Consider the following 15,784-nt stretch of genomic DNA (forward strand, 5'->3'; position numbering starts at 1 on the left):
TAAGTGGGGACAGATTAATTTGGTGCGGATCGACGCACCTGCAGTGAGCCGACGTGACCCCCGCCTATTCCACCGATGCCGCGTCCTCCGTCCCCACTTCTGCGGTTTTACGCGGCGGCCGGCCTTTCGGGAGGGGCGCGACTCGCCGACCACCCGCACGCGCCAGTGTGGCCAAGAAAGCCTCACTACCGAGCGGCCAGCCGCTATGCACATGCTGGCGAATGATCTCGAGCTGGTCTGACCCGAGGCCTTCATGCCAGAGCGTTCGATAGCGGGACTGGCGCTCGAACGGCGTGTTTCCAAGCCGCCAATAGCAATAGTGGTCACTCACCCACGGGATGGACTGAATGCCGACGTGATGACGATACGTACTCCACCGATCCTCTTCCGGAGTGGCGACCACGCCGCCGCGAACGGCGTTGGACTCCACATACAGCAGCATCGGCAACACCCATTCCGCAGGGTCCAGCACGGTCGAGCGGAAGCGCCCTTCCCACAGCGTGCCACTACGGTCAGCCGCCGCGTTGAAGTAGCGCGTATAGCGCCGGCCTACCGCCTGCAACGTGCGCGACAGGCTGTCCGCTACCTTCGGCGTGCCAACCAGGTGCACGTGGTTCGGCATCAACGCGAACGCGTGAATGGCGAAATCGTGTTCCCGCGCGGCCATGCGCAGCGTGTCCAGGTAGAACGCATAGTCCTCATCGGTGCGGAAAACCGCCTGCCGATTGTTGCCGCGCTGCAACACGTGCACAGGAACGTCGACCGGACTGAGGCGAGGCAAGCGAGCCATGGGCAAAAGGAGGGACAGAAAGCGCTCATCCTATCGCGGCCGCGTCTTTTCTGTCCCCATTTATTTGAGCAGCAAACGGTTGCGAAGCAGTTGTCGCTGAGGCGCAACGAGAATCGGCCGCGTTCCCCGGCGGATTTGCGTGCCGTCAAATCGGCGGCCGCAGAGTCGTTCGGCATCACCATGAAATTGATCCGGCGCAAATCGACCGGGCGACTTCCCCGCGAGACTGGCTCCCATCACATCCACGAGACAACAACACAGGGAGCGTTTCATGGCTTTTGTTCGCCTAGCCGCCGTAGCCGCAGCCGCCGGGTTTCTGGCAGCCACCGTCAGCCCGACCGCCTTTGCGCAGAGCAACGATCTGCCGGCGCCAACGGGTAACTGGATGGTGCGCCTGCGCGCCGTCAATCTGACCGCCGCCAACAAGTCCGATGCAGTGCCCGCGCTTGCCATCCCGGACGACGCCATCCAGATCAACAACAAGGCGTTCCCTGAACTGGATATCTCGTACTTCTTTACGCCGAACATCGCCACGGAACTGATCCTGACGTACCCGCAGCAGCACGACGTGACCGTCACGCAAAGCGCGCTGGGCGGGCCGACCAAGATTGGCAGTTTCCGCCACCTGCCGCCGACGCTCACGCTGCAATACCACTTCACGCCAGAAAAGCGCTTCAAGCCTTACGTGGGCGCGGGTATCAACTACACGCGCATTTCGAATGTCGACTTGCAGGTGCCGGGTGTCGGCCCGCTAGAAATGAGCAAGAACAGCTTTGGCCCGGCACTGCAGGCCGGCTTCGACTATCGCCTGACCGAACACCTTTACTTCAACCTCGACCTGAAAAAGACCTGGATCAGCGCTGACGTGAAGCTGGCCGGCCAGACCATCAGCAAGGTCAAGGTCGATCCGTGGCTGCTGGGTATCGGCCTGGGCTATCGATTCTGAGGGAGACGATCAGCAAAACAAACGTCTTCTGATCGACTTTCCGACGTGCCGCAGGGGTCGTCGACGGCGGGGGCGCTCGTCGACGGTGGTTGGCACGTTCGGCCCGGCATGCGTTGGGGCGGCCGGGCATTTTTTTTGGGCGCTTACTTTTTGAGCGCGGCCGGATCGAACTGCGTGACAACGCGGCCTTCCAGCGGCTGGGGCTGGCGGAAGTTGTCCGCGTAGAAGCTGCGCAGCGCATCCAATTGCTCGGGTGATGCGGTAATCGGCTGCTTGAGCACGTACCACTCGACATTTTCGGTCAGCGGCGGCGTGGTCAGCGAGCCAAGGTAGTGATAGTAGGCATCGCTCTTTGGCAGCAGTGCGCCGGCGGCAACAGACGCCACATCATGCGCCTCGCCCTTGCGCGCGGCCTGCAGCACGGCTTCGAGCGCGGGGTTGGCTGCGCCCGGTTCCAGCATCACGCCGATCACCGCCATGCGGCCGTCCTTTGCGGTGTGCACCAAGTGCACTTCCCCCGGGTACGACTTGCCGTTGACGGTGTGCTCGCTATGCGCGTGGAAATGGAATTGGCGCAGCGTGAAGTGCCGACCGCGGATCTTGACGTCGCCGCCGGGCACGTTCACCTGCAGCGCATGGCCCGTGTCGACCGCGGTGGCCTTGACCGAGCCATAGCGCGGCTGAATGACGTCCGGCTCGTCCTCATCGGCGGCCACGGCGTCGGCCGTGCGGATGTCGATGGGCGACTGGAAGGCATCGTGCACCGCGTGCCATTCGGCCTGGTGCTGATAGTCGAAATGATCCGCCGGACTGGCGGCATGAACGCTGAACGCGGAAACCGCCAGCAGTGCGAAAAGAAGGCGTGACATCAATTGACCCCGGAAAATGAACCTCGCCATCGTAGGTTCCGCCCCGGGGCAGCGTCACTCAGAATGGTCCGATATCCGACTCACACTGTATCGACTGCAAAGATGCGGCGATGCTCCTTGATGGCATAGCGATCGGTCATGCCGGCGATGTAATGCGCGATCCAGCGCGGCTGCTCATCAGGGCTGGCCTTCGCTTGATACTGCGGCGGCAACAGGCGCGGATCATCAAGAAACGCGCAGAACAAATCGTCGATGATGCGTCGCGCCTTGGCAGACATCCGCATCACGAGGTAATGCCGATAGAGGTTGTCGAACAGGAAGCGCTTGAGCACGCGCGCCTCTTCGCGCATCGACTCGGAAAAGGCGACGAGCGCGGGCGCCGCACGTACGTCATCGACGCACTGCGGCGCAACCTCCCCGATGTTGGTGCGCGTGGTGGCAATCAAGTCGACGATCAGCGCATTGATGATGCGGCGGATGGTTTCGTTGATGAGGCGTCGGCCACCCACATTCGGGAAGGCGGCTTCAGCGTCGCGCCGATGGGTCACCCACAGCGGCACATCTTCCAACTGCTCCAGCGTGATCAGGCCGGAACGCAGGCCGTCGTCGATATCGTGGTTGTTGTAGGCCACCTCATCGGCGAGGTTGGCGAGTTGCGCTTCCAGCGAAGGTTGCTGCCCTTCGAGAAAGCGCCGGCCCAGGTCGCCAAGCGTGGCGGCGTTGTTACGCGAACAATGTTTGAGAATGCCCTCGCGCGTCTCGAACGTGAGGTTCAAACCGTCGAAACCGCCGTAGCGCTCTTCCAGCCGATCCACCACCAGCAGGCTCTGCAGGTTGTGCTCGAAACCGCCGTAGGGCTTCATGCAATCGTTCAGCGCATCCTGCCCGGCGTGGCCGAACGGCGTGTGGCCGAGGTCATGCGCGAGCGAAATCGCTTCGACGAGGTCCTCATTCAAGCGCAGGCTGCGCGCAATCGAACGGGCGATCTGCGCGACTTCCAGGCTGTGCGTGAGCCGCGTGCGAAACAGGTCGCCCTCGTGGTTCACGAAGACCTGCGTCTTGTATTCGAGCCGGCGGAACGCAGTGCTGTGGATGATGCGATCGCGGTCGCGCTGGAACTCGGTGCGCGATGTCGACGGCGGCTCGGCATGCACGCGGCCGCGCGTCTGCGCCGCATGCGCCGCATACGGCGCAAGATGGCCCTCAAGATCGAACGGTGCAGGCGGCATATCGAGTCGATCGTTCATCGGGCCATCTCTTCTGGTGTCAGGCGACAGGGGCTTCGGTGGGGGGACGCAGCACGGCGTGCTGCAAGGTGGCGCGCAAGTCTGCGTCGGGCACCGTGGTCACGAAGGCCTCACCCAGCTTGCGCAGCAGCACGAACTTGATCTCACCGGCTTCGGCTTTCTTGTCCACGCGCATCAGGTCGATGAAGCGATCGACGCCCAAATCCGGCGCCACCGTCGGCAGGTTGGCCGCACGCGTGAGCGCGGTAATGCGGTTGCGCGTATCGATGTCGATAAAGCCCAGACGATGCGACAAATCGGCGGCCATCACCATGCCGCAGCCGACGGCTTCGCCGTGCAGCCACTCGCCGTAGCCCAGGCCCGCCTCGATGGCGTGGCCGAAGGTGTGGCCGAAATTCAGAATCGCACGCAAGCCGGATTCACGTTCGTCCTGGGCAACGACGGACGCCTTGATACGCACCGAACCGCGCACGGCCTCGGCCATCAAATCGGTATCGCAGTTGTTCAGGCCGGCGACGTTCTGTTCGATCCACGCGAAGTAATCCGCATCGGCAATGGCGCCATGCTTAATCACCTCTGCCATGCCAGCCGCCAGCTCGCGCGGTGGCAAGGTACGCAGCGTGTCGATGTCGGCCAGCACGGCCTGCGGCTGGTGAAACGCACCGATCATGTTCTTGCCCAGCGGGTGGTTGATACCCGTCTTGCCGCCGACCGACGAATCGACTTGCGAAAGCAGCGTCGTCGGCACCTGGATGAACGGCACGCCACGCATGTAGCAAGCCGCGGCAAAACCCGTCATGTCGCCAATCACCCCGCCGCCCAGGGCGATGAGCGTGGTCTTGCGATCCGCACCCGCCGTCAGCAGCGCGTCGAAAATGCGATTGAGCGTGTCCCACTTCTTGAACGATTCGCCATCGGGCAGCACAACCGTGTCGACGGCCTTGCCCAGCGAACGGATGGCTTCTTCAACCTTGGCCGCATACAACGGCGCAACCGTCTCGTTAGTGACGATCACGGCACGCGCACCGCGAATATGGGGAGCAAACAGCGCGGCCTGGGTCAGCAACCCCGACCCGATATGGATCGGATAGGCGCGATCGCCAAGGTCGACATCAACGGTAATCATGACTGGGGGGAGACTTGCGAGGAGGTGGAGGAACCAGCGGATGGCGCCACAATGCCGGCCATCTCGAGTTGCATCAGCACCATATTAACAAGCTGGGCGACGGTGGGCTTGCCGGTTTCGATGACGAAGTGCGCCACCTCGCGGTACAGCGGATCACGGATTGCGTGCAACTCTTCGAGCCGGGCACGCGGGTTTTCTGTCTGCAACAGCGGTCGGTTCTTGTCGTGGCGCGTGCGCAGGTACAGGTCATGCGGATTGGCACGCAGATAGATGACCGTGCCCCGCTCGCGCAGGAAGGCGCGATTCTCGGGCCGCAGCACGGCGCCGCCGCCGGTCGCAACGACCGCGCCGTTGCGCGCGGTCAGCTCGTCAATGATGTGGGTTTCCCGATCACGGAAACCCTTTTCGCCCTCGTGCTCGAAGATGACCGGTATGCGAACGCCGCAACGCGCTTCGATCTCGTGGTCGGAGTCGAAAAACGGCAGATCGAGCCGGCGGGCAATGGCCCGGCCAACCGTGGTCTTGCCGGCGCCCATCAGGCCGACGAAAAAAACGTTGGGAACAGACAAAATCGCGTGGAATCAGGAGTTTGAGCCTGATTGTAGTGGCATTTGCACACCATCCCGCACAAACCGAACCGCAGGACACAAAAAAGCCCGGCGCTCCACACAGGAGGCCGGGCTTGACGGAACAAATTCCGGACGCTGATTACTTCAGCGAGAGCTGATCGGACAGCACGCGCGGCGTCAGGAAGACCAGCAACTCGGTGCGGTCGTTGATCTTATTCGTGCTCTTGAACAGGTTGCCCAGCACCGGGATATCACCCAGCAGCGGCACCTTGTTCACGTCGGTCCGTTCGTTCTGCGTGTAGATACCGCCGATGACGACCGTACCGCCATTCTCGACCAGCACCTGTGTCTGCACATGCTTGGTGTTGATGGCAAAGCCATTCGTAGTCTGGATACCGACGCTGTCCTTGTTGACGTCCACATCCAGGAAGATGTTGCCATCCGGCGTGATCTTGGGCGTCACTTCGAGCTTCAGGTTGGCCTTCTTGAACGACACCGAAGTCGCGCCGGAAGAGGTCGCCTGCTGATACGGAATCTCCGTACCTTGTTCGATCAGTGCCTTGACGTTGTCAGCAGTCACCACACGCGGGCTGGAGACGATCTTGCCGCGACCGTCGGCTTCCAGCGCCGACAGTTCCAGCGCCAGGAAGCGGCCGGCACCGGCATTGAACAAGCTCACCGCCACGCTGGCAGCGTTCACGCCGTTGATGCCGTTGGCCGGGAAGCTGAGTGCAGGGCTGTTGTCCCAGATTGCGTCTTTCGTCACTGGCGACAGCACGTTGGAGTACGTATTACCGTAGCCAGCACCGTTGGTCTTGGACGCGAAGCCCAGCTTGGCGCCGAGATTACGGCTGAACGTGTCATCCGCCTCGACGATACGCGCCTCGATCATCACCTGGCGAACCGGGATGTCGATCTTCTGGATAAAGGATTGCACCTCTTCCAGCTTGCTGGGGATATCCGACACGAACAGCTGGTTGGTCCGGGCGTCCGACGTCAGCGAACCACGCTTGGACAGAACGCGCGATGCCGTGCCACCTGCCGCAGCGCCGCCACCTGCGCCACCGGTACCCAGCAGCATATTGCGCACATCATCCGCACGTTGATAGTTCAGGCGGAACACTTGGCTGCGCAGCGGCTCCAGCTCGGTGACTTGCTGCTGCGATTCCAGCTCGGCCTTTTCCTTCGTGGCCAGCTCACCGCGCGGCGCAACCCACAGCACGTTGCCGTTACGGCGCGATGCCAGACCCTTCGAGTCCAGCACGATCTGCAGCGCCTGATCCCACGGCACATCCTTGAGACGTAGCGACAGGGTTCCCGTCACGCTATCGCTCGTGACGATGTTCAGATTGGTGAAGTCGGCAAAGACCTGCAGCAGCGAACGCACGTCGATGTTCTGGAAGTTCAGCGACAGGCGCTCGCCGCGGTAACCCGGGCCCGAGATCAGCTTGTTCGGGTCTTCCTTGGTCGGGCGGACTTCCACCACGAACTGCGTGTCGGTCTGGTACGAGCTGTATTGCCAGTTGCCGCGCGGCTCGATGATCAGGCGTGCGCCAGTGCCATTGTCGGTGGCGCGCATGGACTGCACGGGCGTCCCGAAATCGCTCACGTCATAGCGGCGGCGCAGCGACTGCGGCAGCGTTGCGCCAACGAAATCGACCACGAGGTTCTGACCTTGTTGGGCGATGTTGATGGCCGAGTTGGCCGTCGACAGGTCGACTACCACACGGCCGGCCAGATCATCGCCACGGCGGAAATCAACGTTGCGCACAGCCGGACGCTCTGCGCCAGCCACCGGCGTGGGCGCGGAGAAGGTCGGCGCTGCCACGGCAGCGGCAACCGGGGCCGCTTCCAGTGTCAGCACATACTGGTTGCCGCGCACTTCGGACTTGTACTGCGTCTGGCGCGCCAGATCGAGCACGACACGGGTGCGATCGCCGATCTGCACCACGTTGGCCGAGCGCAGCAGCTTGCCGCCATATTGATAGTTTGCGCGGCCCTGGGCAAAGCCGGCGCCGAAGAAGTCGATGGCGATGCGGGCAGGCTGCTGCGTGCTGAACTCCACCGGCTTCTGGGCGGGTGCGCTCTTCAGCGTGATCGTCACGACGGTGGATTCACCGGCCGAGGCCTGCTCCACCTTTTCGATCGCGTTGCCGGACGCTGCCACAGGCGCTGTCGCAGCCTGCTGCGCGATCGCCTGACCGGCCATGATGAACATGCACAGCGAAAGCCATGCAGCTGCGCCCCCCCGGGCCACTCGGGTTGCCTGCGACAGGCCGCCCTTCACAAGACGCATCGTCATTGCGCGCTCTCCTGAACTTTCAGGGTCGTCATTTTTTCTTTCCATTCGGCCGTGCCTTCGCGCACCAGTTCACGCAGGGTGAGTTCCTGGTCTCCGATGCGGACGATGCGACCATAGTTTTGTCCGATGTACTGCCCCACATGCACATGCTGCGTCTTGTCCCCGACAGACAGGACGGCTTCCGCCTCACCGTTGCGCTTCATCGTCCCGAGCAGCTTGAAGGCTTCCAGCGGATAGTCTTCCAGCGGTTCGCGACGGCGATTGGGCTCCGGCGATTCGTTCTGGGCGCGCGAAAGTTCGGCCACCTTCTGCACGCTGAACGGGTCAGTCTGCTTGGTGGTCGTGTATTCACGCGGCGCGTAAGGCTTGGGCTGCGGCAGCGGCTGCACGGTCGTGCTCACGTGCTGGCGGGCCTCCTGCATCCATTGCTGCAACTCGTCGTCCTCGCTCGCGCCGCACGCCGTCAACACGGCAGCCAGGCACAGCGGTGACAAGCGCACGAGATGCGACATCCGGCGGCGACTCATGGTGCGGCCCTTCATTTGGCGCCTCCCTTGCCGGCGGCATTGGCCTTGCGCTGGGCGGCTTGCTCATCGGCGTCGAGCGCGCGATAGGCTTCGGCACGGGCTTCCATCACCATGCTGCCGTCCTTGTTGCCGGTCAGGGCGATGTTCTGCAGCGTGACGATCCGCGACAGCGCGGCAACGTCGGCCGCAAACAGCGCCATGTCGTGGTAGCGGCCATTGACCTTCACCGCCACCGGGATCTCCGCGTAGTACGGCTTGATCACGGCTGCGGCCGGGCGGAACAGATCGAACGTCAGGCCACGTGCGATACCGGCGTGGTTGACGTCGGCCAGCAGCGCGTCCATTTCAGTCTTGTTCGGCAGTTGCAGTTCGAGCTTGGCCACGCGCTGCTCCACCTCGGCCTTCTGCTTGCGCAGCGCTTCGAGGTTCACCACCTGGGCCAGCTTGGTCTGGTAGGCGCTTTTCAGCGTTTCCTGCTCGCTGCGCTTGGCGTCGCGCTCGTCAAACTTGCCGCTCCAATACAGTTGCCAGCCCAGGCCGATCACCAGCACGGCGGCCAGGATCATGAACAGGATGCGCGGTGCGGTCGGCCAGGTTTCCGGCTCGTTCAGGTTCAGGCCACGGAACTGGCTGACCATGTCTTCCAGCGAGATTTCGGTCGAGAGAGCCATGGTTATTTCCCCGCCACTGCGCTGGCTGCACCGGGCTTAGCCGGCGTTTCCACCTCGGCCTTCCACTGGAAGCGGATGGTGAAGTTGAACAGGCGACGCTGTTCCTTCAGGTTGTTCGTCATGGTGGTGGCCACCGACTCGCCGAGTTCCGCCGAGTCCAGCCAGGGCACCGCACCGAGGTTGCGCAGCAGATCCGACACGCGCTCGTTGGACTGAGCAACACCGGATACGGTGTAACGGTCACCTTCCTGCTTGAGCGACGTCAGATAAATGCCGTCCGGCACCTGGCGCACCAACTCTTCCAGGAGCTGCACGGGGCGGTTGCGCTGGTTCTGCAGGCTCTCCACAGCGTGCTGACGCTGCAGCAGATCTTCAATGTCCTTCTTGAGGGTGTTGACCTCGGTGATCTGCTTATCCATCTCCGCGTTCTTCTGCGTGAGGATGGTGTTGATGCGCTGCGCCTCTTCGGTCTGGTGATCGATCACCATGCCGCCCAGGAACACCACCACGGCACCGGCGGCCGCCGCGGCACCGAGGCTCATAAAGACTTTCTTGCGCTTACCCGCACGCCGCTCGGCGTGATACGGCAACAGGTTGACGCTGGGGAGTGCATTCACGGCAGTCGCGCTTTCATTCGCCATGGGGCCTCCTTATTGCAGCCCGCGCAGGGCGAGGCCCGCGCTGACGATGTACGCCGGCAGATCACGCTGCAGATAGCGCGCATTGACGTTCTTGGCCGCGCCCATGTTGGCGAACGGATTGGCCAGCGTCGTATTGATCTGCGTCTGCTGCTGAATGGCGGTTTGCACACCCAGCAACGATGCATGGCCGCCAGACAGCACAATCTCGTCCACCCGGCCGACGCTCGAGGTCGACATGAAATTCTGGATCGCCTGGCTGATTTCCATCGCCAGGGTTTCGAGCGACGGCTTGAGCAACTGGCTGCGGTATTCGTCCGGCAGGGTGTTCTTGCGCTTCTTCACCTCGGCCTTGAGCAGGTCGAGCGAGAACAGGCGCGAGATGCTCTGCGTGAGCTGGTCGCCCGAGCCAGAGAGCGGCTGCTCGTACAGTTCCTTCCAGCCTTGATAGAACAGCGCATGCGAGTGTGCACCGCCGAGGTGGAACATCGCCACCACAGGCATGTCGCGCATTTCGGTTTCAGTGGCGTCGTACTTGACCGACAGCATGTGGGTCATGGCGCGCTGGATGGCGTTTTCTTCCACATCCATGACGATCGGCTTGAGGCCGGCCATCTCGGCAGCAGTCACGCGCTCCGTCACGCGTTCGGCCACAGTGGCCGTCACGCGCACGCCGACCCCGCCTTCGGTTTCGGACGGGCCGATCACGACATAGTCGAAATTGACGTTCTGCGAGGGCGGAAACAGCCGGTTGGCCTCGCTCTCGACCTGCACGAAGAGCTCGTCTTCGGTCAGGTTGTCGGGCAGGCTGACGGTCTGCGATTCCGTCAGACTGGACGGAATGGCGAGCACGGCATCCTTGCTGCGGATACCGGCCTTGGCAATGGCACGCTTGAGCGCGCTGCCCACCGCATCGATATTGACCAGATTGCCGTCAGCGACGGCACTGCGTTCAATGAGCTCGCTTGCGCATTTCTCGAGTCGGAAATCCCCCTGCTTGCCGTTGGCGGACAACTCCACCACCTTGACGCTGGAAGACCCGATATCTATCCCGACGATATTGCGGCGCAGCAGGCCGGACAACAAACCCCGTCGCACAGAGACACCCCACCGTTTATATATTTTTGAACCCAGGCGCCCGATCTACGTCCAACGTGCGCCTTAGCCTGCATGGATTTGCTGCTGGATTCTCACAAAATCCTTTAGAACAGGCAAACGCTCCGACTGGCCGCAGAGCATTTCGCAGGCGCCGATTCGTAAAGCGTTGTCAAAACCCCACGGTCGGGGGATACCCCTTTCGTCTGACTTGCTTTCCGCTTCGTCTACTTCTAACGGCGGATTCTTGCCCACCTTGAATCCTGGGGCCGCAAGCGCACGCCGCGCCCGCCATGAGTGCCGCATGCGCAGCATAAGTGGCCGTGGCGCCACCGACGTGACAGCGGTTACGCGCTCGGTTACGGGCTGTTACGCCCGCACGTCCGGGAGGGCGCGAGTCCCGACGATATAATCGCGGCCACGCTGACTGACACCCCCGGTGCCCCTGTAATGGCTACTGCCCAAACCACCCCTGCTTCGCCCAAGCCGCCCAAAGCCCGACGCCCGTTGTGGGCGCGCCTGCTTCTCTGGATGCTCGGCCTGCTCGTTGCTCTGGGGGTCGTCGGGGCGCTGCTGGTGGGCTATGCCCTGCTGGTGGCCGCGCCCAACCTGCCGTCGCTGGACGCCATCACCGATTACCGCCCGAAGATTCCGCTGCGCGTGTACACCGCCGACAACGTCCTCATCGGCGAATTTGGCGAAGAGCGCCGCAGCTTCGTGCCGATCACGCAGATGCCCGACGTGATGAAGCGCGCCGTGCTGGCTATCGAAGACGATCGCTTCTATGAGCATGGCGGCGTAGATTTCATTGGCGTGCTGCGCGCCGGGCTGGCCAACCTGCGCGGCAGCATGTCGCAAGGCGCGTCGACCATCACCATGCAGGTGGCGCGCAACTTCTTCCTGTCGAGCGAGAAAACGTACACGCGCAAGCTCTACGAGATGCTGCTCTCGTACAAGATCGAAGCGAGCCTCACGAAGGACCAGATCCTCGAGCTGTACATGAACCAGATCTACCTTGGCCAGCGCGCGTACGGCTTTGCCAGCGCCGAGCAGATCTACTTCGGCAAGAACATCAAGGACATCACCCTGGCTGAGGCGGCCATGCTGGCCGGCCTGCCCAAGGCGCCCTCCGCATACAACCCGGTGGTGAACCCCAAGCGCGCCAAGGTGCGCCAGGAGTACATCCTGCAGCGCATGCGCGACCTGCACTACATCACGCCGGAACAGTACGACCAGGCCATCCATGAGCAACTGCCGGTACGCAGCGAAGGCCACGAGTTCGACGTGCACGCCGAGTACGTCGCCGAAATGGTGCGCCAGCTCATGTACACGCAGTACCACGAAGAGACCTACACGCGCGGCCTGACCGTCTACACCACGCTGCGCAAGGGCGATCAGGACGTGGCCTATCAATCGGTGCGTCGCGGCATTCTCGACTACGAGCGCCGCCATGGTTATCGCGGGCCCGAGGCGTTCATCGACCTCCCCAGCGATGCCGATGAGCGGGAACAGGCGATTGACGACGTGCTCCTCGAACATCCGGGCAGCGACGATTTGCAATCGGCCGTGGTGGTGAGCGTGGCGCCCAAGCTGGTGCGCGCGACCATGCTCTCCGGTGAAACGATCGACCTGGCGGGGGACGGCCTGCGCTTTGCCCAGGCGGCGCTGGCAGCGAACGCGCAGCCGAAGATCAAGCTGCGTCCGGGCGCCGTGATCCGCGTGATCCAGGACACCAAGACGCAGAAGTGGTCGATCACGCAGCTGCCGGAAGTGGCCTCGGGCTTCATTTCGGTGGACCCGCAGACGGGCGCGATCTACTCGATGGTCGGCGGCTTCGATTTCAACCGCAGCAAGTTCAATCACGTCACGCAGGCTTGGCGCCAGCCGGGTTCGAGCTTCAAGCCATTCATCTATTCGGCGGCGGTGGACAAGGGCTTCTCGCCGTCCACGGTGATCAACGATGCGCCGCTGTCGATCCCGACCGGCGACACCGGCGGCCAGGTGTGGGAGCCCAAGAACTACGGCGGCGGCTACGACGGCCCGATGACGATGCGCCGCGCGCTGCAGAAATCGAAGAACCTGGTGTCGGTGCGCATCCTGCGCTCGATCGGTACGCAATACGCGCAGCAGTACATCACCCGTTTCGGCTTCGAGGCAGACAAGCACCCGGCCTACCTGCCAATGGCGCTGGGCGCCGGCTCGGTGACGATGCTGCAGATGGCGGGCGGGTATTCAGTATTCGCCAACGGTGGCTACCGCGTGAACCCGTACATCATCGACCGCGTGGTCGACGCGCGCGGCACCGTCATCCAGCAAGCGCACCCGATGACAGCCGGCAAGGATGCCGTGCGCGTGATCGACCCGCGCAACGACTTCATCATGGATTCGCTGCTGCGCAGTGTGGTCGCAAACGGCACGGGCTACCTCGCCAAGCAGAAGCTCGGCCGCAACGACATGGCCGGCAAGACCGGCACCACCAACGACTCGTTCGACGCCTGGTTCTGCGGCTACACGCCCAAGCTGGTCGGGATTGCCTGGATGGGCTACGACAACCCGCGCAGCCTGGGTGATCGAGAAACCGGTGGCGGCCTGGCCTTGCCGGTCTGGATCAACTACATGAGCTACGCCCTCAAGGGCCAGCCCGAGACCGATCGCCAGCCGCCGGAAGGCGTGGTGCAGATGGCCGGCGACTGGGCCTACGAGGAATACGCCAATGGCCAGGGCGTGGCGTCGGTGGGCTTGGGTGACGCAATGCCGGGTGCGCAAGCGCCGGGCGGCGACCAGCAACCGCAGCAGCCGGGCATCAATCTGGCACCGACGCCGGAGCAGGAGAAACAGAAGATTCTCGACATGTTCCGCGGCAACTAAGACCGGCTGCGCACGAAAAAGCCGCCCTTCGGGGCGGCTTTTCTTTTGGCGTGAACGCTGCGTTCAGTTGGCGGCCAGCGTCACATCCACGTCGGACTGTTGGCTGACATAGCGCGACAGCGCGACGTACAGCTCTTCCTGGCTACGCGTATCGAGCCAGCGGCCGTCATCCCCGCGACGGAAGTGGAAACCGCCGGCGCGCGCGGCCACCCACAGTTCCTGCATGGGTGCCTGGCTGTTGACGATGATCTTCGAGCCATCGTCAAACTCGAGCGTCAGCACGTTGCCGGTGCGGGTGACTTCGATGTCGGCATCCGACTCGTCGGCAGCAATTTCAACAATGCTTTCGATGCGGGTGAGTTCGGCATCGGCCAGGGCCAGGAACTCCGATTCGCTCAGGGGGGGCATGCTACACTCCAAAATCTTGCGCGGGCGCGGCACGCAGGCAGTTTCTGACCCGTTGGCGCCTTGCCCCATATGACTCCGATCGCCGCAAGGGACACATCCTTGGGCATCTCTTTCTGCACCATCATCCGATGATACGAACCGCCGCCATTGTAGCCATTGTCGGCCTGACCCTGACGGTTGCAGGCCTATCCGGCTGCGGGATTCGCGGGCCGCTGTACATGCCCAAGGTGCCGTCTGCACCGACCGCACCCGAAACAACCGACCCAGGCATCGCCGGCCCGAACGCCGTGCCGCAGCCCCCGGTGCCGGGCGCCAAACCGGCTGCGGACGCCGCCAGCGCGGTGCCCGCCAATCGCTGATCCCGCCTCTTTTGCCCAACCGGCGTCGCCCACCAAATCTGGCGCGACGCCTTGAATGCTCCCGCTCATGTCCGAGTCCCTGATCCGCCAGCAAGGCGCGCTGATGATCGAAGGCGTCGCGCTCGACGCGATTGCCGCGCAGTTCGGCACGCCCACGTACGTGTATTCGCGCACTGCGCTCACAGCAAACTATCGTGCCTATGCCGCCGCGTGCGAGGGTCGCAACGCGCACGTGCAGTACGCCGTGAAAGCAAACTCGAACCTGGCCGTGCTGCAAGTGTTCGCGCAGCTTGGCGCAGGTTTCGACATCGTGTCCGCCGGCGAGCTCAAGCGCGTGTTGGCGGCTGGCGCGCCGGCATCAAAGGTCGTGTTCTCGGGCGTGGGCAAAAGCGCGGACGAAATGCGCTTCGCGCTGGAAGTCGGCGTGGCGTGCTTCAACGTGGAGTCGATCCCCGAGCTGCACCGCCTGAACGACGTAGCCGCCTCAATGGGCAAGACCGCGCCGGTATCGCTGCGCGTCAACCCCGACGTGGATGCGAAGACCCACCCGTATATCTCGACGGGCCTGAAGGGCAACAAGTTTGGCGTGGCGTTTGACGAGGTGCTGCCGACCTACCGCGCAGCCGCTGCAATGCCCAACCTGCGCGTGGTCGGCATCGATTGCCATATCGGCTCGCAGATCACCGAGGTGTCGCCGTACCTCGATGCGCTGGACAAGGTGCTCGACGTGGTGACCAAGCTCGACGCCGAGGGCATCCGCCTGTCGCACATCGACGTGGGCGGCGGCCTGGGTATCACGTACACGGATGAGACGCCGCCGGATATCACCGCCTTTGCACGCACGCTGCTGGATCGCGTCGAGCAGCGCGGCTTTGGCGATCGCACCGTGCTGTTCGAGCCGGGCCGCTCGCTGGTGGGTAACGCTGGTCTGCTACTGACGCGTGTCGAATACCTCAAGCCAGGTGCCAGCAAAAACTTCTGCATTGTCGATGCGGCCATGAACGATCTGGCGCGTCCCGCAATGTATGAGGCGTATCACCACATCGTTGCAGTGCGAGAAGGCGAAAGCGCGCCGGTCGTCTACGACGTGGTCGGCCCGGTGTGCGAATCGGGCGACTGGCTCGGCCGTGATCGCTCGCTGGCCGTGCAAGCCGGCGACCTGCTGGCCGTTCTGTCGGCCGGCGCGTACGGCTTCACGATGAGCTCGAACTACAACACGCGCAACCGCGCGGCGGAAGTCATCGTCGATGGCGACAAGGTCCACCTGGCACGCGAGCGCGAGTGCTTTGAAGACCTGATCCGCGGTGAGCGTCTGTTCCCGGCATAAGCCGGCCTGACCGCAAGAAAAAAGCCTCGCAACCGCGAGGCT

General features: G+C 63.2%; 15 protein-coding genes. 4 read left to right on the plus strand and 11 right to left on the minus strand.

Annotated features, from left to right (window positions below):
* Positions 1-64: 64 nt before the first annotated feature.
* Positions 65-790, minus strand: coding sequence for a transposase (locus tag ACN9M1_RS14420; protein WP_426395401.1), 726 nt, complete (start codon positions 788-790; stop codon positions 65-67).
* A gap of 271 nt (positions 791-1,061) precedes the next feature.
* Here ACN9M1_RS14420 and ACN9M1_RS14425 point away from each other — a divergent pair, with 271 nt between their 5' ends.
* Positions 1,062-1,736, plus strand: coding sequence for an OmpW/AlkL family protein (locus ACN9M1_RS14425; protein WP_426395403.1), 675 nt, complete (start codon positions 1,062-1,064; stop codon positions 1,734-1,736).
* Positions 1,737-1,879: 143 nt separating this feature from the next.
* Here ACN9M1_RS14425 and ACN9M1_RS14430 read toward each other — a convergent pair whose 3' ends face one another.
* The 9 genes from ACN9M1_RS14430 to pilM all read right to left on the minus strand — a co-directional run bounded on the left by ACN9M1_RS14430 (position 1,880) and on the right by pilM (position 10,768).
* Positions 1,880-2,605 carry a carbonic anhydrase gene (locus ACN9M1_RS14430; RefSeq protein WP_426395405.1) on the minus strand — a complete coding sequence of 242 codons (726 nt, stop codon included), beginning with the start codon at positions 2,603-2,605 and terminating at the stop codon, positions 1,880-1,882.
* An 80-nt stretch (positions 2,606-2,685) separates the two neighbouring features.
* Positions 2,686-3,852, minus strand: a complete 1,167-nt coding sequence (locus ACN9M1_RS14435) for a deoxyguanosinetriphosphate triphosphohydrolase (protein ID WP_426395407.1) — start codon at positions 3,850-3,852, stop codon at positions 2,686-2,688.
* A 19-nt stretch (positions 3,853-3,871) separates the two neighbouring features.
* Positions 3,872-4,978, minus strand: coding sequence for a 3-dehydroquinate synthase (gene aroB, locus ACN9M1_RS14440; RefSeq protein WP_426395409.1), 1,107 nt, complete (start codon positions 4,976-4,978; stop codon positions 3,872-3,874).
* A complete protein-coding gene (locus ACN9M1_RS14445) occupies positions 4,975-5,547 on the minus strand; it encodes a shikimate kinase (protein WP_426395411.1) in 573 nt (190 codons plus the stop codon). Before ACN9M1_RS14445 ends, aroB begins: the two co-directional genes overlap by 4 nt.
* Positions 5,548-5,686: 139 nt before the next feature.
* Positions 5,687-7,843, minus strand: a complete 2,157-nt coding sequence (pilQ, locus tag ACN9M1_RS14450) for a temperature dependent type IV pilus secretin PilQ (RefSeq protein WP_426398875.1) — start codon at positions 7,841-7,843, stop codon at positions 5,687-5,689.
* Between the two features lie 2 nt (positions 7,844-7,845).
* On the minus strand, positions 7,846-8,391 hold the full coding sequence (locus tag ACN9M1_RS14455; protein WP_426395413.1) for a pilus assembly protein PilP: 546 nt from the start codon (positions 8,389-8,391) through the stop codon (positions 7,846-7,848).
* Positions 8,388-9,047 (minus strand): type 4a pilus biogenesis protein PilO, encoded by a 660-nt coding sequence (locus ACN9M1_RS14460; RefSeq protein ID WP_426395415.1) that lies wholly within the window; start codon positions 9,045-9,047, stop codon positions 8,388-8,390. Before ACN9M1_RS14460 ends, ACN9M1_RS14455 begins: the two co-directional genes overlap by 4 nt.
* A 2-nt stretch (positions 9,048-9,049) precedes the next feature.
* Positions 9,050-9,688 (minus strand): PilN domain-containing protein, encoded by a 639-nt coding sequence (locus tag ACN9M1_RS14465; protein ID WP_426395417.1) that lies wholly within the window; start codon positions 9,686-9,688, stop codon positions 9,050-9,052.
* A 9-nt stretch (positions 9,689-9,697) separates the two neighbouring features.
* Entirely contained in the window at positions 9,698-10,768 is a 1,071-nt protein-coding gene (gene pilM / locus ACN9M1_RS14470; protein ID WP_426398876.1) for a type IV pilus assembly protein PilM, read from the minus strand.
* Between the two features lie 462 nt (positions 10,769-11,230).
* On the opposite strand from pilM, the gene ACN9M1_RS14475 reads away from it, so the two are divergent.
* Positions 11,231-13,648, plus strand: coding sequence for a penicillin-binding protein 1A (locus tag ACN9M1_RS14475; protein ID WP_426395419.1), 2,418 nt, complete (start codon positions 11,231-11,233; stop codon positions 13,646-13,648).
* A gap of 63 nt (positions 13,649-13,711) precedes the next feature.
* Here ACN9M1_RS14475 and cyaY read toward each other — a convergent pair whose 3' ends face one another.
* Entirely contained in the window at positions 13,712-14,056 is a 345-nt protein-coding gene (cyaY, locus tag ACN9M1_RS14480; RefSeq protein ID WP_426395421.1) for an iron donor protein CyaY, read from the minus strand.
* 128 nt (positions 14,057-14,184) lie between these two features.
* Here cyaY and lptM point away from each other — a divergent pair, with 128 nt between their 5' ends.
* Complete coding sequence (gene lptM / locus ACN9M1_RS14485; protein WP_426395423.1) at positions 14,185-14,415, plus strand: LPS translocon maturation chaperone LptM; 231 nt, start codon at positions 14,185-14,187, stop codon at positions 14,413-14,415.
* A gap of 67 nt (positions 14,416-14,482) precedes the next feature.
* Complete coding sequence (gene lysA / locus ACN9M1_RS14490) at positions 14,483-15,742, plus strand: diaminopimelate decarboxylase (protein ID WP_426395425.1); 1,260 nt, start codon at positions 14,483-14,485, stop codon at positions 15,740-15,742.
* Positions 15,743-15,784: the final 42 nt, after the last annotated feature.

This window comes from Ralstonia sp. R-29 (assembly GCF_049913345.1).
In the GTDB taxonomy this organism is placed as follows: domain Bacteria; phylum Pseudomonadota; class Gammaproteobacteria; order Burkholderiales; family Burkholderiaceae; genus Ralstonia.

Coding starts and splice junctions, on each gene's coding strand:
- ACN9M1_RS14420 (WP_426395401.1), bottom strand. CDS start 790: ATGGCTCGCTTGCCTCGCCTCAGTCCGGTCGACGTTCCTGTGCACGTG.
- ACN9M1_RS14425 (WP_426395403.1), top strand. CDS start 1,062: ATGGCTTTTGTTCGCCTAGCCGCCGTAGCCGCAGCCGCCGGGTTTCTG.
- ACN9M1_RS14430 (WP_426395405.1), bottom strand. CDS start 2,605: ATGTCACGCCTTCTTTTCGCACTGCTGGCGGTTTCCGCGTTCAGCGTT.
- ACN9M1_RS14435 (WP_426395407.1), bottom strand. CDS start 3,852: ATGAACGATCGACTCGATATGCCGCCTGCACCGTTCGATCTTGAGGGC.
- aroB (WP_426395409.1), bottom strand. CDS start 4,978: ATGATTACCGTTGATGTCGACCTTGGCGATCGCGCCTATCCGATCCAT.
- pilQ (WP_426398875.1), bottom strand. CDS start 7,843: ATGCGTCTTGTGAAGGGCGGCCTGTCGCAGGCAACCCGAGTGGCCCGG.
- ACN9M1_RS14455 (WP_426395413.1), bottom strand. CDS start 8,391: ATGAAGGGCCGCACCATGAGTCGCCGCCGGATGTCGCATCTCGTGCGC.
- ACN9M1_RS14460 (WP_426395415.1), bottom strand. CDS start 9,047: ATGGCTCTCTCGACCGAAATCTCGCTGGAAGACATGGTCAGCCAGTTC.
- ACN9M1_RS14465 (WP_426395417.1), bottom strand. CDS start 9,688: ATGGCGAATGAAAGCGCGACTGCCGTGAATGCACTCCCCAGCGTCAAC.
- ACN9M1_RS14475 (WP_426395419.1), top strand. CDS start 11,231: ATGGCTACTGCCCAAACCACCCCTGCTTCGCCCAAGCCGCCCAAAGCC.
- cyaY (WP_426395421.1), bottom strand. CDS start 14,056: ATGCCCCCCCTGAGCGAATCGGAGTTCCTGGCCCTGGCCGATGCCGAA.
- lptM (WP_426395423.1), top strand. CDS start 14,185: ATGATACGAACCGCCGCCATTGTAGCCATTGTCGGCCTGACCCTGACG.
- lysA (WP_426395425.1), top strand. CDS start 14,483: ATGTCCGAGTCCCTGATCCGCCAGCAAGGCGCGCTGATGATCGAAGGC.